A 23,760-nucleotide genomic window follows, 5' to 3' on the forward strand; every position below is an offset into this window, starting at 1 on the left:
TATAAATGAATTCAGATAAAGTATTAGACGCAAAAGGATTAGCATGTCCAATGCCAATCGTTCGAACAAAGAAAGCTATGACAGAACTTGAATCAGGCCAAGTTCTAGAAATTCACGCAACCGATAAAGGGGCAAAAAGTGACCTAGCAGCATGGACAAAGTCTGGTGGTCATGAGTTAGTATCAGATACTGAAGAAAATGGTGTGTTGAAATTTTGGATAAAAAAAGGCTAATCGAAATGGGTACCGATTTCGTAGAGGACATTGAGAAGGCTGGTTTTACCTTTACAATGTCCTCTCTTTTCCTTTAAAAGGAGGTAGTTTATATGGATTTTGCTTTTATTATTACAATCTTTTTAATTGGTTTCATAGGGTCTTATATTTCAGGGATGTTAGGAATAGGCGGATCCATTATTAAATATCCCATGCTGCTTTATATTCCGCCATTGTTTGGTTTAGTGTCATTTAGTGCTCATGAGGTTTCAGGTATTAGTGCAATTCAGGTGTTTTTTGCAACAATAGCAGGGGTTTGGGCATATCGCAAAGGTGGATATTTAAATAAAATTTTAATTATTTATATGGGATCAGCTATTCTAATTGGTAGCTTTGTTGGTGGTTATGGATCAAAACTTATGTCAGAGAGCGGAATTAATCTTACTTACGGGGTTTTAGCGTTAATCGCAGCAGTGATGATGTTTATTCCTAAAAAGGGAATTGATGATGTTCCAATGGATCAAGTAACATTTAATAGATGGTTAGCAGTCAGTCTTGCCTTAATCGTGGGAGTTGGGTCTGGAATTGTCGGTGCAGCTGGGGCATTCTTGTTAGTCCCAGTCATGCTTGTTGTGTTAAAAATTCCAACGCGCATGACCATTGCTTCTTCATTAGCGATTACCTTCATCTCGTCCATCGGAGCATCAGTCGGAAAGATTACAACTGGACAAATCGATTATCTTCCAGCTTTTATTATGATTGTTGCGAGTTTAATAGCTTCTCCACTAGGTGCAATGGCAGGAAAGAAGATGAATACGAAAATTTTACAAGGTATATTAGCTGTTTTGATAGCTGCAACGGCTGTGAAAATCTGGACTGATATTTTATAAAAAAAGTGACAGCGTGTATCTAAGTAAAGGCACGGAGAACAGCTGATTTCTCTGTGCCTTTTTATAACAGATCAATGTCTAGTGGTGATGATCCTCTTCAGCAGCCATTGCAATGGCTTTCGTTTCATGAACCGTTCCATATGGATGCTGTGGTGGGGCATAGATGGAGTAGAGTTTAATAGGCTTATTACCTGTATTGGTTAAATTGTGCCATGTTCCAGCAGGGATGATGATTGCAAAGTCATCACGAACTTCTGCTTGGAAATTAAGTTGATCTTTGCTTTCACCCATTTGCACTAGCCCTTGACCATCTTCTATACGGAGAAATTGATCTAGATGTGGATGAATCTCTAAGCCGATATCTTCTCCTACACCGATACTCATTAACGTTACTTGCAAATGTTCTCCTGTCCATAAGGCAGATCGGAACGTGTCGTTTTGCTTTGTAACTTCTTCAATATCAACGACGAATGGCTCGGGTCCATAATCGGTTACACGATACAAATCTTCCTCAATCAAAGAGTGTATTCTAGAAGCATTCTCTTGTTCTCCTTGTAATGCCCACCAAAAAACATTTTGTATATTTGGGTCATGGGTCAGTGAACAACTTCTTTGATATTCATGATAGCTTTCTACCTCTATTTCGTTAGCCGTTTTCAAACCTTCTCTAAAGCTTTGAAAAGGAATTTTATCAACTTGGTACTCGGGCTGTCTGCCAGTAAAATTCATATATAGCTGAGTGAAGTTGCTCAAATGGGCTTTTCTTGATTCTAACGTGTGCAAAATATCTTTTTTATGTCTTTGATCAGGTGCTACGTTAGCTAATCGTCTATAGAATTCAATAGCTGTAGCCTCTCGATTTATTGCAGATAGAATATTTTCCACTTGTTGTTTGTTTTCATATTGACTCCTGATCATATAACTTGAATGATTATCAATCCTACTGCCATTCGGATAATAAAGATATGGGGTGGTTTTAGGCACATTATACAATTTAGTCATTCCTTTCAAAGGTTTATCAAATTTATCATATGCCTATGTGAAGGGAATGTACCTTGCTTCAAAGTTACCTTATGAATATGGGCACTCTTATTATTTTTTTTAGTACAGAGATCATGGCAGAGTAAGAAAGGTTGTCTTTTTTTACAGTTCTGTAACCAACTGTGTAGGAATCTATAAGATTAGCGACCATTAATGAGATTTGGAAATTGACTTTTTGGAAAAATAGATTGTTCTTGAGGGATAATTGCAGTTATATCAAGAATTTGATTGCAGGTAAGTCAGAATGAATCACGGTTTCTATATTTCCTTTTAATCTAGTTTTTACCAATGAGATTGCAGACTGGTACATGTTACATTTTAAGAGAGGAGTCATCAACAAAACATTCCTTAGGAGGGAAGAAGATGAAAAAAATAATGGTTACAGCTTTTCTTGCTATAACTTTAGTTGCTACAAATTTTAGTGGACAGGTTGATGCAAGTGAAAAAGTTCAAATTAAAACGTTTCACGTAAATGAATTTAATCAAGAAACGTTAGAAAAGTGGTATAAAGAAATCTATCAATTTTACGAAAGCCAATTTAAGAAACTAGAACAGGATCAAAACAAGGTCGAACATGATCAGTCTGTTGTAGAAGTACAACCTGAAGCTAGTACTGAAAACCAAGTAGTTAATCCATCAACGGAAGATGAGCAGAAAAAATTAACACAGGATGAACAGCAAATGGTTGATTTAGTTAACCAAGAAAGAATTCAAAGAGGATTGACTCCTTTACAAGTTAACAAACAACTAACAGAAGTTGCTAGAGTGAAAGCACAAGATATGATTGACCATCAATATTTCTCACATCATTCTCCAACATACGGTTCGCCTTTTGATATGTTAGCTCAATTTGATGTAAGCTATCGTACAGCTGGGGAAAACTTAGCAGGAAACCAAACGGTAGAAGCAGCGCATCAAGCATTAATGAATTCTGACGGACATAGAGAAAATATTCTTAATACAAACTATGGTGAAGTAGGAATTGGTATTATTGAAGGTGGTCCGTACGGGAAAATGTTTGTCCAATTATTTAAAGATTAAGATTTTGTTAAAGGAAGAGGACTCAGAGGGGTCCTCTTTTTTATGTTTAAACGGTTATGGAAGAATATATTTGCTGTTTTCGTGTAAATTGATGGATATTTGTCCACATTAATAAAGCTTGCTATTTTAATACAAAAATTAACCGAGGGTAAAATTTATGAATAAAACATTAAATTATTTGCTACAACCCTTAGGAATACAAGGTAACGAAGATATTAACATTACGGGGATTCAACTCGATTCAAGAAAGATAGAAGACGGGAATCTATTTGTTGCAGTTTCTGGGTATGAATCGGATGGTCACAGATTCATTCATTCTGCCATTGAAAATGGAGCTGCTGCTATTATTGGACAAAAGACACTTAAGGAAACGCTGTCGGTTCCATATATTCAAGTGCGTGATTCAAGGAAGGCATTATCGATATTGGCAAATTATTTCTATGACATGCCTCACAACAAGCATAAAATGATAGGAATTACAGGGACAAATGGAAAAACGACAACCTCATATTTGTTACACCATATATTGAAACATAATGGAAAAACAGCTGCTAGGTTAGGAACGGTTGAATATGTGATAAATGGGAACATGAGAGAATCCAGATTAACTACGCCAGATGCCATTTTGTTACAACAAATGCTTCACGAAAGCGAAGATGAATATGTCGTTATGGAAGTTTCATCTCACGGTATCGATCAATATCGGGTACACGGTCCAATGTTCGACTATGCCCTTTTTACAAATTTGAGTCACGAACATTTAGATTATCACAAAAACCTTGAGAATTATTATCAAACTAAGAAAAAAATCTTTCGGTGTCTAAAGGATGATGGCAGAGGAATAGTTGGGACATATGGTTCATGGGGAGAGAGATTACACGAAGAGTTAGCAGAAGAATTAATTCCTTCCATTTCGTTTGGACATTCAAAAGGTGTTGAATCGATTTCTATAAAATCTTATCAGACTGTTCCTGAAGTGAATGTAGTGATTGATGACAATGGAAAAGAGTATGTCATCAATATGAAAATCCAAGGTGAACACAACGTTTTTAATGCGATAGGTAGTTACATATGTGCAAGAGAGATAGGTCTTTCTCCTAAAGAAGTAATAGAGGCATTGGAAGCGTTTGAAGGTGTTCCAGGAAGGTTTGAAACAGTAGTGATACCAAATGGAGCAAAGGCGTTTATTGATTATGCACATACACCTGCTGGGCTTCAGTACGCGTTAAAAACAGCAAAAGAATGCACAGAACAATATCTATATCATATTTTTGGTTTTAGGGGGAAAAGAGATTGTACCAAAAGAGAAACAATGGTTAAAATCAGTCAAAACCTAAGTGACTATGTTTTCCTAACATTGGATGATTTGAATGGGATGAAAAAAGAACAGATGTTGGCTGAGTTAAGAGAACTAAGCAAGCCATACCAAAATATCGTTGTTATGGACGATCGAACGGAAGCGATCGTATATGTACTATCTCTATTAAAAAAAGGCGATGGTATGATCATTACGGGAAAAGGGTCAGAAAATTATCGAGAAGAGTATCGCTATAAAACATGTAATGATAGAGAAACAATCTTAAAATGTATTCAAGGCTATAGGATTTAAATACTTTATAATAAAGTATGGTATCAGATGAAACATTTACTCTAAATCTACGAATTAGGCAACGGAGTAAGCAAGTCAAGCGATACAGAGTTTGGAGAAGAGTTTTCACAAAGTAAAAAAGCTAGAAAAAGAGCAGCATGAGAACGAAAGAATAAATAAGATTTATTAATAAAGTGGATAACTTAATCGTCTAGATTTGGTTATCCATTTTTATATTCTTTTTTTATAGCAAATGACTAAATGACTCAAATAAAAAATTATTATTGTGTGACTGACAAACAGGAAATGAACAGTTTTCGCCAATTTACAATGAATACTTTTCAATATTTATCCATTTAAGTAATTAATAAACTTGGTAGTAAGACGCGCACTTTACGTGGAGAGACAAGAGTTACCTCTCTTTAGAAATTTATTTGTTCAAATTTAGTTCGCAAAAAGTGTTCACATAAAAATAACGGTCACATATTGAACGACTTGATTAATTTTATCCCAATTAAAATCTTTTAATGTTCTTATAGTATATTCGACTTGTAAGCACCTATAGCATATACTATTATTCAACCAAAAAGCTGTTTTTTAAAAGTTTGAAGTGATAGATTTCAAAATGTTTGTTTAATGTAAGTATTGAATAAAAAAATGTAGGGAAATGAATTTGATGATGTAGGGATTGGGTTCAAGTTTTCATTAATTAATTGAAAACTCAATTAAGAGTTTGTTAAGTTGTTATTATTACTAGATATTTTTTTATAATATAAAAAGCCATCAGTGATGGCTTAATGTAATTTTGTTGCGACCGTTCTTTTTAGATTGATACAATGCTTGGTCTGCTTTATCATATAACTCATGTATAGTTTCTCCAGTATATTTGGCTATTCCCAAACTAATAGTTACAGATATCTTTTTTCCTTTGTAGATAAAATCCGTTGTTTCAACAGCTTGACGAATTCGATCGGCAATTAAATGACACTCTTCGGTAGTTGTCTCAGGTATAAGAATTGCAAACTCTTCTCCTCCCATTCTGACCAACCCATCAGAACCTCGTAAGTTATTTTGTATAGTTTTAGCCAGAATTTTAAGCACCTCATCACCAAACGTATGTCCGTAGGAATCATTAACTTTCTTGAAAAAGTCAATATCCAAAATAATTAAATGAAAAGGTGTTCCTGTTCGTTCGCTCAAAGGAATTGCCTTTTCCATATATAAGTCAAAATATCTTCTATTATAAACCTCTGTGAGCTGGTCAATTAATGTTAATTCTTGAATTGCTTTAAGCCTTTTAGTATTTTGAATTACATAAAATGCAATAGTAAATAAAATAACCCATTTGATTAAAGAGCCTAAGATGAGTGAAGATAAATCTGTTTGATATAACCCTCTTTCGAGAATTTCCACTGTATATTTGATAATACTAAAAATTAAAGTTGTGAAAATAGTTGTTTTCCAACTCGGAAAAGCAATAATAGTTCCCATAGCTGGCAGGATTAAAAGTGACCAAATAACGGGATAATCATTAGTGTTAACAAAGTAAACCTCAAGGATAATAGGTAAAAGCGTTGTAAGTACAATAAAAATAATTATAATTCTTTTTTGTATATTCAAGGAAACTTCCCCTCTCGGTAGCCCAGCCATCATAGCAAAAATGCTTTAGACCTGTGGTTTTGCGTCACTGCATTTCTACAGTTTTGCCTTTTCTATAGGACAAATGTATCGAAAATTAATCTTAACATAAGCGTAAAATAAGACAATAAGCACATTTTAACAACTAAGGAAATCAATATTGCAAACAGAATCCGATTAGTATTTTATTTGGTCATTAGAAAGCAAGAATTTGAAATATTAATGATGTACTATGGGTTCATGAATTAAAAGGAGAAGATTAAGGGGATAGAGATGAATATATAAGCAAAACTTCTAATCGATTGATATTTATAGATACAAAAGAAGTTATAAAGTTCAAGTTAGCAACAGATATAAGAGGTATTTACTAAAAGTCTCATTACTATTAATGTATTAAATTCCTTCTACTTTTATAATAAATGTAACATCGATCTTCCGATTCCGACCCCAAAAACTAGTGTTCGATAAACCTGCAATCGTGTCATGCTTAAGCTAATTCAATGCAGATAAGATTTTCGGAACTCTCAATCTGACGCGGTTTCTTCTTATATTAGCCTTTGATTTGTTCGAGCTTCACTTATTAGTTTTACTCCTAGAGTATTTTCTAACTCTTTTTTGTTCGTGTTTTGCCATAAAAAAACCTCCCACATTTTGTATGTAGAAGGATACAGATTGAATAAATATGTAGACGAACCCAAGCGGTCTTCCCTAAACGGTCTGCCACGGTTTCACCTAAAATCCAACCGAGACCGTTTGATACCTAAAACCCTTGAAACCGTAAAAACCCTAATTTGGCGGGACTGTGTAGGAATCGAACCTACCGGAGACGGCACGCGCCTCCCAAGCGGTTTTGAAGTTCTTGGTGGTATATATTTTGTAGTACTATGAAGTGCTGTAAGGTGCTATGTAATAAGGTTTGTGTGATATAGAATCTTACGTAGTATCAATAAATTTTTAGAAATGGGCACCAAACTTGGCACCAGATATGTTCAAAAATATGACTTGAAGTTCTAATTATTTTTTTTTATAATTATTTGTTCCTAACACTATAGAGAGCTAAAATAGACTGTCCTTTGTGACATCTTAAAGAGCTTAGGATAGACTAAAATAATGATTGGTAAGAAACAATTGAAAGAGTACTCAAAAGACATTCATTTTGTGCGATTATATATGAGAGAACTAAATTATAAAGAAGATTTTGATGATGTAGTTGTTAATCTTTTCACAAGATTCGGATCAAAGGAAACTGGTGTACCTATTGTAGGTACCGTATATACAGATTTTTTAGGAAAAGAACGAACAGATGGAGATACCTATTTAAAAATGATGGAATCAAATATTAATATGATTATTGATGGTTTAAGTCAGTAATTGATTTATTCTTTAAAGAAAACACACCATACCTACAAATAAGGGATGGTGTGTTTTCTTATGATTAATGTTCAGTAGTTTATATCTTTTGGGTTACGTAAATAGCTAAATTTCACAAAATATACCTTAAAAATTATTACGACTTCTTCACACTTTCTTTAAATTTCAATCCTATTCTATTAATAGTCATTGAAATGAGGTGTTAATAAATGATAAAAAGTTGCAATATTAAAGAAAGAGTTAATGAACTAGTTGATAGTAAATTAACGTGTAGTCTTAAGCATAAGCAGCACATTACTATTCCGAGTGCAATTAGGAGGAGGTTGAATATCTTACCTGGAGAAGAGGTTGCGATAGGGTTAAAAGGTGGCTCAAAAGATCTTATTATTAAAAAATACTCGGATCATTCTCTTGATAATAAAATGATAGTTAGTGATAGAGGCTCAATTCGTATTCCTACAGAATTAACAAGAGTTTTGGGCCTATGTAGAGGTGATGTATTTCACATTTATTTATTAAAAAATGATGATTGTATCCTTCTAAAAAAGGAAAATTTATAGACGTAATTTAAATTTCTTGTTTATTTTTTCAGAGGAAAAGTGTGACGTTTTTATGAAAATGATGTTTAAGTTCATTTCTTCATAAATTCTATATACTTTTTTTTTAGACTTATATTTGAAAGCTAATCAAACATTATTTTTGGAAAAGGGGAAATTAACATTGAAAAAATCATACGGTTTAGCTGGAATAGCTCTGGTATTGTCATTCGTTATAGCCGGCTGTTCAAATGATGCAGTTGATCATTCTGCGATGGGACATGGTGAGCCTCAGCAGGAAGAACAAACACAGGATGTGACTTCAGAAGTAGATGGAAAGAGAGTTTTTGATCTAAATGTGACAGAAACTCACTGGATGTTCAATGATGAGATCATGGATGATGCATGGACATATAATGGTAGTTTACCTGGTCAAGAAATTAGAGTTCTAGAAGGCGATAGTGTAGTAGTAAATGTGACCAATTCACTAGATGAACCCACTGCTCTCCATTTACACGGATTTCCGGTTCCAAATGAAATGGATGGTGTTCCTGGTGTAACACAAAATGCAATCATGCCTGGAGAAACATTTACTTATGAGTATCAGGCTGATGTGCCGGGGACATATTGGTATCATTCCCATCAAGATGGTGCTAGACAAGTTGGCAAAGGTCTTTACGGTGTCTTTATTGTTGAGCCTAAAGACGGGGAATCTTATGATCTGGATGAAGTGGTCGTAATTGATGAATGGTCCTCTATGGGAATGGGAGACATGGATCACAGCGGTATGGATCATGGTGCTATGGATCACGGTAATATGGACCATGGAAGCATGAATCATGGAGATATGGATCACGAAGAAATGGACCATGGCAATATGAGTAGTGATAGTAATGGGTTAAGTCATGCTGAAATGATGAATGAAATGTATGATACTATGATTATTAATGGAAAAGCCACTCCGCAAATAGAGTCAATTCAAGTTGAAGAAGGAAATAAAATGAAACTTCGTTTTCTGAATGCAGGGCTCTTTACTCAAGTTGTTTCGATTCCAGGGCACTCTTTTCAAATCACAAATTATGATGGCCAGCCTGTTAATGAACCTGAATGGTTAAACGATACAGCATTTCGTATAGCACCTGCTGAACGCTATGATGTTGTAATAGATCTAGACAATCCAGGGGCATGGGGTATACAGGTTTTCGCTGAAGAGAACCGAGAGAATTTACAGTCTTTAATACCTATTATTTATAATGATTATGAAGATAATGATCTTCAAACGACGGAATCGATTTCTTCATTTTTTGACTTTACTACCTACGGAGAAGCAGTTGATGTAAATCTACCTGAAATCACAAAAGAGTTCGATATGAATCTTGGAACAAATGATGGTGGCGAGACGTTTACAATTAATGATAAATTGTTTCCAGACCATGAGAGCTATGAAGTTGAAGAAGGAGACGTGGTGAAATTTACAATTGTAAATGACACGGATGTTGACCACCCAATGCATTTACATGGAGAATTTTTCAATGTTATCTCTAAGGACGGAGTATCTATCTCTGGATCACCAATCTTAAAAGATACATTGAATGTCAGACCAGGGGAAACATATGAAATTGTCTTTGAAGCAAAGAACCCAGGGATTTGGATGTTCCATTGCCATGAATTTCACCATGCCAATGCAGGAATGATGGCGGAAGTCCGTTATAAAGGTTTTGAACCAAGCTTTTCAATAGATCCTAACATCCCGAATAAACCTGAGTAATTTCATAGAAAATATAAACAAACATGACTCCTATATATGAGTCATGTTTGTTTTGTTTTAATGACTCAGTATTTTTTGCGTATTTTGACTGTTTCGTTTCATCAAACTTATATAATTCTCATTGATCGTAATATCTCAGAAGGAGCTACTGCACGGTTGTGTAAGAATAATGTCGGCACCAATTTCTGTATCATTTCAATAACCTTATCGTGAAAATTTGTTTGACAAAAAGATGAGTAAGCTTCAGAGACTCACCTTCCATTATTTCAGTCATTTGTCTAGCTGTAGGTTCAAATGAATGAGCATCAACGCCTACAGTGTTTTTTGAAAAGGTAAGATCTTAGTTTATTATCTTCATATTTTCTCCACATTTATCTCCTATTGTTATATCAAATGCAAGCAGTTTTCAATCAGGGAAGTAGAATTCTATTAATAGTGCAACTAGTAATATTTTCTCTCTATAAATAATGGTAGTTAGTGTAACTTAATATAAATGGACTGGTTACCCCTTTATAAATGTGTGGGCTATAGGAGGAGTAATGTGAGAATAATATTAGTACTGATATTCATTTTTATTACTTTGGCTGGATGTCAACAACCAGATATCAAAGACGTTCAATATATTTACGAAAACAGTTATATAAAAGTGGTAATAGATGAAATCGAGGAAGTAGAGAATGGTTTTTTCTTAACAGTAACGCTGGAAAGTATTACAGAGGGCGGAATTAACAAAAATGATTATGCTGTTGCTTTTCCAAGTCAGATCATTTTAGCTAATGGTCATGAATTTTACAAAATTAATGAGGAGCAAAAAACAGAGTTCGTTAATGATGAGAAAGTGATGATACGCGAGTTCTATTTAAGTGAAAGTGAAAACCAAAAATTAGCAGGATTCCTATCTTTTTCGTTATACGTTAAGCCAACTTTAAATAAAAAATTAGTTACCTTTGAAATAGATGGGAATAGAAATAATGTTATGAGTGACGGAATTATACTAACAAATATAGATATAAAGGATAACTATTTAAGGTTAAATTTAAATGATGTACATCCAACAAAAGGAATAGGGGTAACGATAGAGCTTGAAGGAGAGAGGATTTATCCATTGGTGTCTAAAACTGAACAAAATCTAAATACGATAAAAGGTGAATATGAGTTCGCTCAACCACTACCTGAGACTATTGTATTAATGGTTTCAAGAGCAAATTTGTCAGAAACGATATGGGAACTTCCTTTTACAATAGAATTTTAACATTAATATGATAACATGCTTTTCATAATTTTTACCATTTCGTTTCAAATTAAATACTAAGGGGTTAATCATATGATTGAAAACAAAACTATTTTAATTGTTGATGATGAGTTTCAAATGCGAACTCTTTTATCGATATATTTGAAGGATGAGGGATTTGTTCTATTTGAGGCTTCGACGGGTAAGGAAGCTATTACAAAGATTCGGAATAACCCAGATAATTATGATCTGATTATACTAGATATTATGATGCCAGATCTTGATGGTTTTGAAGTATGTAAAATCGTAAGAGAGTATTCAACAATTCCGATACTAATGCTCTCAGCTAGAAAGGCATTAGAAGATCGAGTAGATGGGTTAAATTTAGGAGCAGATGATTACCTTACAAAACCATTTGAGCCAGAAGAGTTAATAGCTCGTGTAAAAGCATTGCTAAGAAGAGTAACCACAATTGAGGCAAAGAAAGACGAGGTGAAGTTAGCATTTGAAGATGGATTATCCATTTATTATGAAAATAGAAGTGTCTATGTGAACAATGAATTGGTTGAATTAACAGCAAAAGAGTTCGAGCTTTTATATAAGATCGCTTTAAATCCACAACGAGTATATACGAGAGACGACTTGCTTTATTTAATCTGGGGAGAGGATTATGTAGGAGCACAAAGAACTGTAGACTCTCATATCAAAAATATACGATCAAAACTTTATGCTGCTGGACTAAAAAATAATCGAATAATAACTGTATGGGGTGTTGGATACAAATTTGTATAAAAAGAGATGGGATAACTTATGAATCGAATTGATATTAAATTAGGACTTACGATTCTACTCTTATTAATTACGATAATATTACCGTTAGGCTTTGTTATGAATCAAATTTTTTATGGGTTTTATGTTAGTCAAGCCCAAGAAGAAACACATATGCTGTCTTCTCAATATGCTAATTTAATTAATGATAGTACAGTTGAAAACCGATTAGAGGTTGTGGAAGTAGCTGCGAAAATCTCGAATCAAAAAATGATAGCACTTAGTGATGAAGGAGAGGTCTGGGCTCAATCGAATTTTGTAATGAGTCATCATGACACAGAGTATCTTCTTGACCTTATCCATTCTGCAAATTCACACCACTATATGACCAATTCGTTTGAAGATAGTGATGGGAAAACGTATATTGCGACAGCTTCACATATAAATGTAAATAATGCCAAGGGACATGTTATTGTTTTTTCTTCACTCGAGAGTATCATACTGTCCATAAAAAACGTGCAAAACTTCCTAAAACTCTCAGCAATTGGTGCTTTATTTCTGGGAATTGGACTTACTTATTTTATTTCCAAAAAATTATCTCAGCCATTAGTCAGTATGGAAAAAGCGGCAAGACAAATTTCTAAAGGTAACTATAATACACGTATCGTTCAGAAATCAGGTGATGAGTTAGGGACACTTGCGCGAGCTATTAATGATTTAGCATTTAGTTTACAACGTATAAATGATCAGAGACGCGAGTTTTTCGCCAATATATCACATGAGTTACGCACGCCTATGACATATCTAAAAGGGTACTCAAAAGTTTTGCGCGAAGGGCGTTGGAAAACAGAAGAAGAAAGAAACCAATATCTTGAAATTATTGATCATGAAGCAACAAGATTAACTTATTTAGTCAATGATTTATTTGACTTAGCACAGATGGACGAAGGCCGTTTTAATCTTGAACATAAAAAAGTGAACATAAATGAAATTATAAAACTTGTTGTAAAGAAAACGGCATACAAAGCTCTAGAACAAAACCTTAAAATAGAATACTTAGGTGAACTATCTGATAAGGATGACAGTATAGTGCTTGGTGATCCTTTAAGATTGGAGCAAGTTCTTATAAATTTAGTCGAAAACGCAATAAAGTATACGAAAGAAGGATCCATTACAATTTCTACTGTTAGTATTGATGAAAATATTAAGATTAAGGTTAGGGACACGGGAATTGGCATGGAAGAAGATGAGCTACCGTATATATTCGAGCGTTTTTATCGAGTAGAAAAGTCTCGGTCTAGGGCTTTCGGTGGTACTGGTCTTGGATTGTCCATTGTGAAGCAACTAATAGAGTTACAAAATGGGACAATTGAGGTGGAAAGCACTGTTGGTGAAGGTACTGAATTCACTATTATTCTACCCAAAATTTCGGATTAAAGTGAGATGAAGCCAATTGAAGAAAGCAGAATGGCTAGTTATTTTTGTTTTTACTTTATTAGGAATTATATGTTTAACGATTTCAGCAACTTGGATTCTACCTGAAGCACATCGTCATCTCAGTCTTACCTTTATTACCATTTGTTTATATACTCTTATTCCAGTTTTCCTAGTAAGTTGCGTTTATATTATCTTTAAAATCTACACCAAAAAGGCAAAGCATATTAAATAATAATTAATGGGTTCTCTTAATATTAAGGGGCTCATTTTTTATGCCATATTGAATATATGAATAGGATGTGACAGATTTTCCAATTTAGCATTTCTCCATGATTCCTTCACAATTTCTCTTTATACTCTTAAATATTGTAGGTTTAAAGGAGGAATTTTATGAAAACTAGACGATTATTTATCCGAACAGTGACCTTGCTCATCATGGCAATCGCGATAGGGTATACATTCTATTCTAATTTTTTTTTAGATGCGGATGCAGCTGTTCGGGTAGGCGATGAAGCACCAAATTTTGTTCTTACAGATCTTAATGGCAATGAGGTAGAGCTTGAAGATTACCGGGGGCAAGGTGTTTTTTTGAATTTCTGGGGTACATATTGTCCACCATGTGAGCGTGAGATGCCTTATATGGAAAATCAATATGCGATATATAAAGATCAGGGAGTTGAAATCCTTGCTGTTAATGTAGGTGAACCCGAATTAACCGTTCAGCGCTTCGTCGAAAGACTAAACTTAACGTTCCCAATTCCAATGGATAAAGGACAACAAGTATTAGACCGTTATGGTGTTATTCCACTTCCTACTACATTTCTAATCAATGCGGAAGGAGAAATCATTAACATCATTACAGGAGGCATGTCAGAGCAAGCGATCGCACAGTATATGGAAAGTATTAAACCGCAGGAGTGATTGAAATGAATAACCTTAGCTGTTCTTGTGGACAGCAAAATCCTCAAGGAACAGACTTATGTGGAGGATGCGGCAAACCATTAGTCGCGAGTGAAAATCAGCAAGTTTTAAATATGCGTTATGAAGGAGCAGCAAGACGTTCGCAAACCTACAATAAAACGATAGTTGATCAAATATGGAATTTTTTCTCCTCAGTAAAAGTAGGGATTTGGATTATTGTCATTTTGTTGCTAGCGTCATCATTGGGAACCATTCTTCCACAGGAAATGTATATACCACCAGCCGTTAACCCGGCAGAGTACTATCAAGATCAATATGGGTTCCTCGGACAAGTGTATTATGAATTAGGCTTTCATAACCTATATCAATCTTGGTGGTATTTATTATTAATGGCTGCTTTGACCGTTTCACTTATCATTGCTAGTGTGGATCGTTTTTTTCCATTATATCGTTCCTTAAAACACCAACGTGTCCATAAGCACATCAATTTTATGAAGAAACAGCGTCTAGTGAGTGAAACACAACTAGATAAAACGGCAAATACTGAAAAATGGTTGAATAGTTTAAAAGGGAAAAAATACAACGTTAGAACAGATGGAACCTCTATTTTAGCTGAAAAAGGACGGTTTGCTAGATGGGGACCTTATGTAAACCATATTGGTCTCATTATTTTCTTAATTGGTGGGATGCTACGCTTTTTTCCGGGAATGTTTGTTGATCACCACCTTTGGGTTCGAGAAGGGGATACGGAGGTCATCCCAGGGACAAATGGAGAATACTATCTCGAAAATCATCAGTTTATCGTTGAATTATACGATGAAAATGACGAGCTCTTCCAAACGGCGATTGATAGAGCAGGGGGAGTTGTTGTTAAAACTTATCAAACAAATGTGACATTGTACCAACGAAACGATGACGGCCCAGTAGGTTCACAACGCGATCTTCAAGAAGTGGATTCGTATCAAATCAGAGTAAATGATCCTTTTAAATTTGATGGATTTGGTCTTTACCAAGTTGATTATAAACTTCACGAGTTAAATAAGATGATGTTTACAGTTGAAAATGATGAAACAGGAGAAATGATTGGAGAGTTTACAGTTGATCTATTTTATCCTGAACAACAGTATGATCTCCCTAACGACTACTACGTTAAATTACAAGATTATCTTCCAGACTATTATTTAAATAATGATGGAATTCCAAGTACCAAATCAAGGATTCCTGATAATCCAGCCTTTATCTTTGAAGTGAATAGTCCAAATCAAGAAAAAAAAGAAGTGAGTTTTTTAACCATTGGACGTAATTTTGATCCTACAAATGAGAATGTTTATTCAATTCGATTATCTGATCTAGAGACAAAACATGTATCTGCGCTGATTGTTCGAAAAGACTATACTTTACCCATTTTAGTTATAGGTGGATTCATTTTTATGATCGGATTAGTCCAGGGAAGCTATTGGACTCACCGGAGAATTTGGATACAAGAAGAGAATGGGAAAGTAATGATGGCAGGCCATACGAATAAGAATTGGTATGCTTTTAAACGTGAAATGGCTGAAGTGGCAAAAGAGGCAGAGCTCGAACAGCCGGTCGATAGGACAGAAGACAAATAAGTAGTTTGGGAGTGTTACAATATGGTCGAACTAAGTAGTAATCTATTGCTCGCGGCGTTTTTTATCTACATTTTCGCGACAATTGCTTTCTCTATTACGATCTATTATGAAAATAGTAAATCAGTTAATAAAACGAAGAGGTGGGGATGGATCAGCTTTGGTCTGGCGTGTGCAGGATTTTTAGCACAACTAGGGTATTTTGTCACTAGGTGGATTGCGGCTGGACATGCCCCGGTTAGTAATATGTTTGAATATACCACGTTCTTAGGATTAACCATTATTTTTGCGTTTCTCATTCTTTATCTTATTTATAAGAAGCCGGTATTAGGTATTTTCTCAATGCCTGTTGGAATTGTGATCATTGCCTATGCATCAGTATTCCCAAGCGAAGTTACGCCTTTAATACCTGCCTTGCAAACTTACTGGCTTCATATTCATGTGATAACCACTGCTATTGGTCAAGGGATTCTAGGGGTTGGATTTATTGCAGGTTTAATCTACCTTATACGTGTCGTTGACCAAAGTAAGCGCTCAAAACAAACATTTTGGCTTGAGGCTGTTATTTATTCGGTTACGTGTGCTGTGGCCATTGCAATTACAGTCGGAGTGTTTTCATTAAATAATTACTCTGTCACTTTTAATTGGATAAATGAATGGGAAATGGAGGCACAGCTTGAATATGAACTACCGGCTATTGTAGGTCCTTATGAAGGTGAATTAATCACAGCTGATCAAAACCGGTTCGGACCATTACTGGAAACACCTAGCTGGATGAACGGAGTGGAGTCCCCAAGAAAATTGAATACGTTTTTCTGGTCAATTCTATCAGGTAGCATTCTTTATCTTTTATTGCGTTTCATTCTGAGAAGACGGATTGCAGCTGCGATACAACCTATCTTGAAAAACGTTAGTCCACAACTATTTGATGAAGTTAGTTACAGATCGATTATTATTGGGTTTCCAGTCTTTACTTTAGGTGGATTAATATTTGCCATGATTTGGGCTCAAATCGCTTGGACACGATTTTGGGGATGGGATCCAAAAGAAGTTTGGGCTCTTATAACGTTTCTTTTTTATGCTGCCTATTTACATTTAAGACTATCAAGGGGTTGGCATGGTGAGAAATCCGCATGGCTTTTAGTGATTGGTTTTGGGATTATCATGTTTAACTTACTATTTATCAATTTAGTCATCGCAGGATTACATTCATACGCGTAAAAGGAGATTCTAATGGCAGATTTAACTATATTATTGGCTTTTGGAGCGGGGGTTTTATCTTTTATTTCCCCCTGCAATCTCCCATTATATCCAGCCTTTCTATCCTATATAACTGGGATGACGGTGGATGAGATGAAGAAAAAAGGTCGTTTTCTACCTCCAAGAGCTATGTTACACACGTTCATCTTTATTTTAGGGTTTTCTACTATTTTTGTTGTGCTTGGAATGTCCACAACATTAATAGGAGACCTATTCTTGAAATACAATAATCTCATTAGACAACTAGGGGCCATTTTTATTATTTTGTTTGGACTGGTAACTCTTGGAGTAATCAGGCCGTCGTTTCTAATGAAAAATCATCAATTCCAATTTTCAAAAAAACCAAGTGGATATGTCGGAACTTATGTAATAGGAATTGCTTTTGCAGCTGGGTGGACTCCTTGTATTGGTCCCATCCTAGCTTCAGTCATTACTTTAAGTATGACCAACCCGGGTTCCGGGATGCTTTATATGAGTGCTTATAGTATTGGGTTTGCCATACCGTTCTTTATGATGACATTCTTTTTTGGGAGAATGAATTGGATTAAAAAATATACAAATCTCATTATGAAATTTGGCGGAATTTTAATGATCATATTTGGTGTATTTTTATATTTTGATTGGATGACTAGAATTACCTCTTATTTAGTAAATAATATTTTTAATGGTTTTATGGGTTTTTAAAAGAGGGGATCATACGTATGAAGATTCAGCTGAAATGATGTCGTATATCTTAAAAGTGGGATTTGTTGCACTTGCTCTGCTTGTAATCATTTATTTAATACTAAGGCTTTTGTTTCGATTGGAAAGTAAAGCGAAGTCTCCCTTTGCCATTTTGGAGGAACGTTTCGCAACCGGTAAAATCTCAGAAGAAGAATTTGTAAAGAGAAAGAACATGTTAAAATAAAAGTTGTCGCTCTATCGTAGAAGGTTTTAACGATAAAGTGAGCAAATTTTCAACAAAAAGATAACACATTTAAAGGGGATTATTTCAATGAAAAAAGGATTAATGGCTAGCATTATTACTCTATCTCTATTTGTTATATCAGCATGCTCAAATGACACAAATCAGATCGACTCGTTTATGCATATTCATGGATTAGAATACTCACAACATGACGAGAGTATTTTTTTAGCTACACATATGGGCTTAATTAATTTAAATGAAGAAAGTTGGGAACTAGTTGGTGAGCCAGAACATCAGCATGATTTCATGGGTTATACAGTTATAGATGAAAACGTAATGATCTCAAGCGGGCACCCTGGTGCTCGGTCTGACTATGTTGATCCATTAGGGGTTATCATTAGTCATGATTCTGGTGAAACATGGGAACCAATTGCACTTTATGAGGAAGTTGATTTTCATCTTTTACACGTAAATGAAGGAAACCAAGAAATCATGTATGGAATTGATGTATACAACTCAAACCTATATCGGTCAAACGATGGAGGTTATGATTGGGATGTGGTGGATACAGCAGGATTACCAGGACCTGTAGCTTCCGTTCTTTCATTAACGTCTCATCCGCAATCTCCTGATTACTTGCTAGCTGGAACTGAGACTGGAATGTATGAATCATCAGACGGTGGTCAAACGTGGGCTTTAAAAGAAAATAATCTTAGCGCAAGTTCTTTCCAAACTCTTGATTCTGATTCAGAAGATTTAGTAGCCTATCTCTTCGGAGAAAAGGAAGGCTTGTATTTAAGTGAAGACTTTGGAGAAACATGGGCATCTTTGAATTTTAAGGTAGACGATGATTACATTATGTATATTAGTAACCATCCAACAGATGATCAAAAGATAGTACTCGGATCAATGAGCCAAAGTATTTATGAGACAAAGGACTTTGGGAAATCGTGGGAAGTATTGGCAGAGGAAGGAAAAAGAAAGAATTAAAAATATAACTCAATTAAGAGTAAAGTCAATAAAATGAAAACAGAAAGGGGTAAATGAGATAATAAGTCATTTATCCCTTTTTTGGTTTGTATTATATTAAGTTGTTGCATTTTTTTGTAAGAAGCATAGCTGCAGATATATTAAGAGTCGGATATAAAGGGCTCGTGCAGCTCGTAATTGTCAGGTAAGTTAAAAATTAATTTTTCAGAATAACATAACTTTTTATTAAAACTACTAAACTTCATACTTTGAACAAATTCATATGAAATAATCCTCTTATTAACGAAAATAAGGGGTTTTTATTATGCCAAATGAGAAAAGAGTTTTCTTGAAAAGTTTTATGCACTCCCCAAAGGCTATTGGAAGTATTATCCCTAGCTCTCCTTACCTCGTTCAGAGTATGGTTAACCAAGTAAAATTACAAAAAAATTCGAAGGTTGTTGAATTAGGAGCTGGGACAGGAGTTCTTACTGAAACAATACTCAAAGAATCAAAACTAAATCACCCATTAATAGTATTTGAAAACAATAACTCCTTAAAACAATCGTTAAACAGATTTGCTTCTGAAATTACTATTTTTGATGATGCTTTTAACTTGAAGGGGCTCCTAAATGAACAAGAAAATTCAATTGATTATATTTTTTCTGGTCTTCCTTTACTAAATTTCAAAAAAGAAGAACTATTCAATTTACTTGATCAGATAGACTATGTTCTCAAACCAGGCGGGAAATTTATTGCTTTTCAATATACACCTTTTTTGCTTCTTTATCTTAATGCGGCTTTTGATAAAACGAGTCTTAAAGTAGTTCCTTTAAATATTCCTCCTGCTTTTGTCTTTGTCTGTGAGAAAGAGACATTGACATAAAATCGAAGTTCTACTTATTAGGACTTTGGATAGGAGATTCTCTTATATACTTTAAAAATTAGAAAGGCTGAATTTATTACGTATCCTGTTTGTGGTAGGGAGGATGAATTTCCCTTTGAACGTACCTGTATCAATCATCGAAACTATCAACGTACCTTTGAAACTAGTTAAATTATAAAAGATCTAACAGGAATTATATTTAATTTTCATAATTAATTCAAACTTTCCTTATATATTAATAACTATAGTTCAGATTTTATATTAACTTTGCAAAACAATTAAACAGCTAAGAGGTGAAAGGGAAATGGAAGAAACAATACAACCGTTAAGCAGAATTTTTATTGAAATCGGTCCTTTAAAAATCTATTGGTATGGGGCACTTATTGGGACCGGTGTAGCCATTGGTTATATAATGGCTACACGGGAAACGATTAAACGAGGGCTACCGAAAGATACATTTGCAGATTTACTTCTATGGGCATTACCTATCTCCATTATTTGTGCCCGCTTGTATTATGTGGCCTTCCGATTTGAACATTACGTAGACGACCCTATAAGAATGTTGTATATATGGGAGGGTGGCTTAGCTATACATGGTGGATTAATTGGCGGTGTAGCGACAGCTATTGTTTATGCCAAAAAACAAAATATACCAATATTTAAATTGTTGGATATTGCTGCACCTAGTATCATACTGGCTCAGGCCATTGGTCGTTGGGGTAACTTCATGAATCAGGAAGTGTATGGTGGACCTGTAACAAGAGAGTTTCTCGAAAATCTTATGTTACCTAATTTTATTATCAATCAAATGTATATTAATGGAACCTACTATCATCCAACATTTTTATATGAATCAACCTGGAATATAATTGGTGTTGCAATTTTACTTTGTCTGCGCAGGTTAAACCTGAAACAAGGTGAAATTTTTTATAGCTATCTCATTTGGTATTCTATTGGTCGCTTTGTCATAGAAGGAATGAGATTAGATAACCTGATGATGGGTGATACTTTGCGAACGGCACAAGTAGCTTCTATTATATTGATTATTGGGGCAGTAATAACTTGGATTTATCGAAGAAGAGCAGGTTTAGCTAATCAAGGATATCTTGATGAGGTAGTGAAGCAACAAAAAAATAATAAAGGGAAGAAGAGAAAGAAAAAATAGACATTCTAAAAACAGCTGACCATTTAAGGTCAGCTGTTTTATGTTTTATTAAAGTGTCGTCTCTTAAAAAAAGGAAGAAGAAATTAAATTAAGATAAATGATTAATAAAAGCATAAAAATTTTGTAAATTCCCAAGAATGAATTAAAAAATAAGGTTGTCCAAGAAGTTAGTTGTCATGGGCTTGAGTGTTAAATGTCATCATTTTTTAATTATGTAGCTTTCAAATTTAGGAGATTAAGTTAACACATGTATTGTACCAAGGAGGCTGAAGTTGTGAAGGGCGAGGGGATCAGAAAATTAATTGGTTGTATTCTCTTACTAAGTATATTTTTCGTGGGCTATTCTACGCCTGTTCAAGATGTCATAAGTATTCCAAATGAGATTACTGTTTATGAAGGGCAGCAAATAAGCTGGGAAGTTTCTTCTACACGTATAGGTGACTTTTCTACAAAAACTGAAAATGAAAAACTTGTTACAAACATTACTACTTCTACAAATAATAGAACAGGTACAACCTCAATCACTGCAACAAGCAAAGAAGCCAATGATACAACTTTGACAATTGAAATAGGTAATTTTCCAATTAAACAAGTTCAGGTTCGTACATTACCAGAACTGAAAATTTTGCCCGGAGGTCAATCCATTGGTGTCAAGCTAAATAAAGAAGGCGTGGTTGTCGCAGGCTATCATTCTGTTAAGTCTTCAGTTGGAGAAGAATCACCTGCAGTTAAGGCAGGAATAGAAGTAGGAGACTTGATAACGAAAATTAATGGGAATCCTATAAGTAGGGCGGATCAAGTGGAAGAAATTGTTCAAGAAGCTGGTGAGAAAAAAGAAATACTAAAAATAGAAATTAGGAGAGATAATCAATTTTTTTTGAAAGAATTAACACCTTTAAGAAATAAAGAAGACGACAAATATCAATCAGGGCTATATATACGTGATTTCACGGCAGGTATAGGTACTCTAACATTCTTTCACCCTGATACGAATAAATACGGGGCACTTGGTCACGTTATATCAGAAGCTGGAACCAAACAGGCAACCGTTGTTCATGATGGTCAAATAATGTTGTCCCCTGTTACATCAATTAAGAAAGGGGTTAACGGTGAACCTGGTGAGAAGATAGCAAAGTTCTTACCTAATCAGGAGCTTTTAGGTTCAGTTACATTAAATAGTCCTTTTGGTCTTTTTGGAGAAGTATTCAATAAAGATACTTTTTTTGATCAACCTATTCCTGTAGCTTCTGCTGATCAAATTAAAGAAGGTCCCGCTAAAATACTTACGGTTATAGAGGGAGATAAAGTACAAGAATTTGATATTGAGATTCTTAAATCAAATCCAAGAAAGTCTCCAACAACAAAAGGATTAATTATTAAAGTAACCGACCCTAAATTACTAGAAACAACAGGAGGAATTGTACAAGGGATGAGTGGTAGCCCAATTATTCAAGAGGGCAAGTTGATTGGTGCGGTTACGCATGTTTTTGTAAATGATCCAACATCAGGCTATGGAGGCCACATTGAATGGATGTTACAAGAGGCGGGAGTTAAATAGCTATGTATGGTGTAAAAGGGGGTGTCTCAAAAGGTCTGTTTTTGACCTTTTGAGACACCCCCGAAGCAATGAGCGAAGTCGCTACATCTTTTAAAAGCCTTGAGAGGAGTGGGTTTCTCCTCTCAAGGCGCGTAGCGAACGGAGCCATTGCCACCTCTGTTTCGGACTTTTGGGACAACCCCTTTAAATTGCTCGTAAAAATTTTTTCTTCTATCATTCTTCATACATTCTACAAACATGCAGGATATACTCCAACAGAAGATTAAGGAGGAGTGCGATGAAAAATAGTACTTATAGACAAATAGTTGTAGGGGGTTTATCGCTTATACTAGCTTATCTATTTTTTCAAAGCAGAGGTCTCTGGGATCCAATGCATGCATGGAACAGAGCATTTGCAGATGTATCGTTACTATTCTTAAGTGTGATTTTACTTCTAGGATCCCTTTCTAAAGTATTCAAGTCAGTAAGGAAATGGCTGGTTTGGAGAAGAGAACTTGGGATATGGACAGGTGTTACTGCAATTGTTCATGTATTGATTATCCTTGATGGCTGGGTTCAATGGGAATTATTCCAGTTCTTTTTCGTTTTTAGTCCAATTGCAGGTGAGTGGGTTTTACATCCTGGATTTGCTTTAGGTAACTTATTGGGAATTGTAGCGTTGGTATATGTTCTTATCTTAATGTTAACATCAAATACAAGAAGTAAAAAAATATTGGGATTCAAATCTTGGAAATACGTCCAACAAACTGTACATGTCTTGTATCATTTGGTAATTTTGCATACGGCTTATTTTATTTTTATACACAATCCTGATGCGCCTAATTGGTTACAAGTACCTTTCATCATGACTATTACATTAGTCTGGCTAAGCTCTTTAATAGGGTTTTGGTTTACCGTAAAAGAGGCTAAAAAAAGTAAAGGTATATAAATAAATGGCTCCTTACGAAGGTTAGGAGCCATTCA

General features: G+C 34.8%; 20 protein-coding genes, 1 pseudogene and 1 riboswitch. Of the genes and pseudogenes, 19 read left to right on the top strand and 2 right to left on the bottom strand.

The features are described 5' to 3' along the window. Positions 1-5 precede the first annotated feature (5 nt). Positions 6-233 (top strand): sulfurtransferase TusA family protein, encoded by a 228-nt coding sequence (locus MF646_RS05880; protein ID WP_250095564.1) that lies wholly within the window; start codon positions 6-8, stop codon positions 231-233. Positions 234-325: 92 nt separating this feature from the next. Further along, complete coding sequence (locus MF646_RS05885; RefSeq protein WP_250095565.1) at positions 326-1,102, top strand: sulfite exporter TauE/SafE family protein; 777 nt, start codon at positions 326-328, stop codon at positions 1,100-1,102. Between the two features lie 78 nt (positions 1,103-1,180). Here the strand turns inward: MF646_RS05885 and MF646_RS05890 are convergent, their stop codons facing one another. Then, on the bottom strand, positions 1,181-2,086 hold the full coding sequence (locus MF646_RS05890; RefSeq protein WP_338035472.1) for a cupin domain-containing protein: 906 nt from the start codon (positions 2,084-2,086) through the stop codon (positions 1,181-1,183). A 420-nt stretch (positions 2,087-2,506) separates the two neighbouring features. Between MF646_RS05890 and MF646_RS05895 the strand changes: the two genes are divergently transcribed. Together MF646_RS05895 and MF646_RS05900 are read left to right on the top strand one after the other, a co-directional pair. Then, a complete protein-coding gene (locus MF646_RS05895; RefSeq protein WP_250095567.1) occupies positions 2,507-3,184 on the top strand; it encodes a CAP domain-containing protein in 678 nt (225 codons plus the stop codon). A 157-nt stretch (positions 3,185-3,341) separates the two neighbouring features. Then, positions 3,342-4,793 carry a UDP-N-acetylmuramoyl-L-alanyl-D-glutamate--2,6-diaminopimelate ligase gene (locus MF646_RS05900; RefSeq protein ID WP_250095568.1) on the top strand — a complete coding sequence of 484 codons (1,452 nt, stop codon included), beginning with the start codon at positions 3,342-3,344 and terminating at the stop codon, positions 4,791-4,793. A gap of 762 nt (positions 4,794-5,555) precedes the next feature. Here the strand turns inward: MF646_RS05900 and MF646_RS05905 are convergent. Beyond that, the gene (locus MF646_RS05905) at positions 5,556-6,392 is read right to left on the bottom strand and encodes a GGDEF domain-containing protein (RefSeq protein WP_250095569.1); all 837 of its coding nucleotides are present in this window, start codon (positions 6,390-6,392) and stop codon (positions 5,556-5,558) included. A 13-nt stretch (positions 6,393-6,405) separates the two neighbouring features. Next, positions 6,406-6,490: riboswitch (cyclic di-GMP riboswitch) on the bottom strand. A gap of 1,156 nt (positions 6,491-7,646) precedes the next feature. On the opposite strand from MF646_RS05905, the pseudogene MF646_RS05910 reads away from it, so the two are divergent. From MF646_RS05910 to MF646_RS05980, 15 genes and pseudogenes are all read left to right on the top strand, one after another. After that, positions 7,647-7,781: pseudogene (locus MF646_RS05910) on the top strand (metal ABC transporter substrate-binding protein); the annotation flags it as partial. 209 nt (positions 7,782-7,990) lie between these two features. Beyond that, positions 7,991-8,341, top strand: coding sequence for an AbrB/MazE/SpoVT family DNA-binding domain-containing protein (locus tag MF646_RS05915; protein WP_250095570.1), 351 nt, complete (start codon positions 7,991-7,993; stop codon positions 8,339-8,341). 160 nt (positions 8,342-8,501) lie between these two features. Then, positions 8,502-10,085: a multicopper oxidase family protein gene (locus tag MF646_RS05920; protein WP_250095571.1), complete on the top strand. Its 1,584-nt coding sequence runs from the start codon at positions 8,502-8,504 to the stop codon at positions 10,083-10,085. Between the two features lie 541 nt (positions 10,086-10,626). After that, entirely contained in the window at positions 10,627-11,337 is a 711-nt protein-coding gene (locus tag MF646_RS05925; RefSeq protein ID WP_250095572.1) for a hypothetical protein, read from the top strand. Between the two features lie 72 nt (positions 11,338-11,409). Then, on the top strand, positions 11,410-12,108 hold the full coding sequence (locus MF646_RS05930) for a response regulator transcription factor (RefSeq protein WP_250095573.1): 699 nt from the start codon (positions 11,410-11,412) through the stop codon (positions 12,106-12,108). A gap of 18 nt (positions 12,109-12,126) precedes the next feature. Continuing rightward, a complete protein-coding gene (locus MF646_RS05935) occupies positions 12,127-13,521 on the top strand; it encodes a sensor histidine kinase (RefSeq protein ID WP_250095574.1) in 1,395 nt (464 codons plus the stop codon). A gap of 390 nt (positions 13,522-13,911) precedes the next feature. Then, positions 13,912-14,442, top strand: coding sequence for a thiol-disulfide oxidoreductase ResA (gene resA / locus MF646_RS05940; RefSeq protein WP_250095575.1), 531 nt, complete (start codon positions 13,912-13,914; stop codon positions 14,440-14,442). A 5-nt stretch (positions 14,443-14,447) separates the two neighbouring features. Beyond that, the gene (gene resB / locus MF646_RS05945) at positions 14,448-16,055 is read left to right on the top strand and encodes a cytochrome c biogenesis protein ResB (RefSeq protein WP_250095576.1); all 1,608 of its coding nucleotides are present in this window, start codon (positions 14,448-14,450) and stop codon (positions 16,053-16,055) included. A gap of 21 nt (positions 16,056-16,076) precedes the next feature. After that, on the top strand, positions 16,077-17,273 hold the full coding sequence (gene ccsB / locus MF646_RS05950; RefSeq protein WP_250095577.1) for a c-type cytochrome biogenesis protein CcsB: 1,197 nt from the start codon (positions 16,077-16,079) through the stop codon (positions 17,271-17,273). Between the two features lie 12 nt (positions 17,274-17,285). Further along, positions 17,286-17,996, top strand: coding sequence for a cytochrome c biogenesis CcdA family protein (locus MF646_RS05955; protein ID WP_250095578.1), 711 nt, complete (start codon positions 17,286-17,288; stop codon positions 17,994-17,996). Positions 17,997-18,306: 310 nt separating this feature from the next. Next, positions 18,307-19,209: a F510_1955 family glycosylhydrolase gene (locus tag MF646_RS05960; RefSeq protein WP_034632503.1), complete on the top strand. Its 903-nt coding sequence runs from the start codon at positions 18,307-18,309 to the stop codon at positions 19,207-19,209. 304 nt (positions 19,210-19,513) lie between these two features. After that, positions 19,514-20,074, top strand: coding sequence for a class I SAM-dependent methyltransferase (locus tag MF646_RS05965; RefSeq protein WP_250095579.1), 561 nt, complete (start codon positions 19,514-19,516; stop codon positions 20,072-20,074). 304 nt (positions 20,075-20,378) lie between these two features. Continuing rightward, complete coding sequence (lgt, locus tag MF646_RS05970) at positions 20,379-21,239, top strand: prolipoprotein diacylglyceryl transferase (protein WP_250095580.1); 861 nt, start codon at positions 20,379-20,381, stop codon at positions 21,237-21,239. A gap of 274 nt (positions 21,240-21,513) precedes the next feature. Further along, positions 21,514-22,797, top strand: coding sequence for a SpoIVB peptidase (spoIVB, locus tag MF646_RS05975; RefSeq protein ID WP_250095581.1), 1,284 nt, complete (start codon positions 21,514-21,516; stop codon positions 22,795-22,797). A 277-nt stretch (positions 22,798-23,074) separates the two neighbouring features. Further along, entirely contained in the window at positions 23,075-23,725 is a 651-nt protein-coding gene (locus MF646_RS05980; RefSeq protein WP_250095582.1) for a ferric reductase-like transmembrane domain-containing protein, read from the top strand. Positions 23,726-23,760 lie beyond the last annotated feature (35 nt).

This window comes from Halalkalibacter alkaliphilus, from assembly GCF_023555415.1.
GTDB classification, from domain to species: domain Bacteria; phylum Bacillota; class Bacilli; order Bacillales; family Bacillaceae_D; genus Halalkalibacter; species Halalkalibacter alkaliphilus.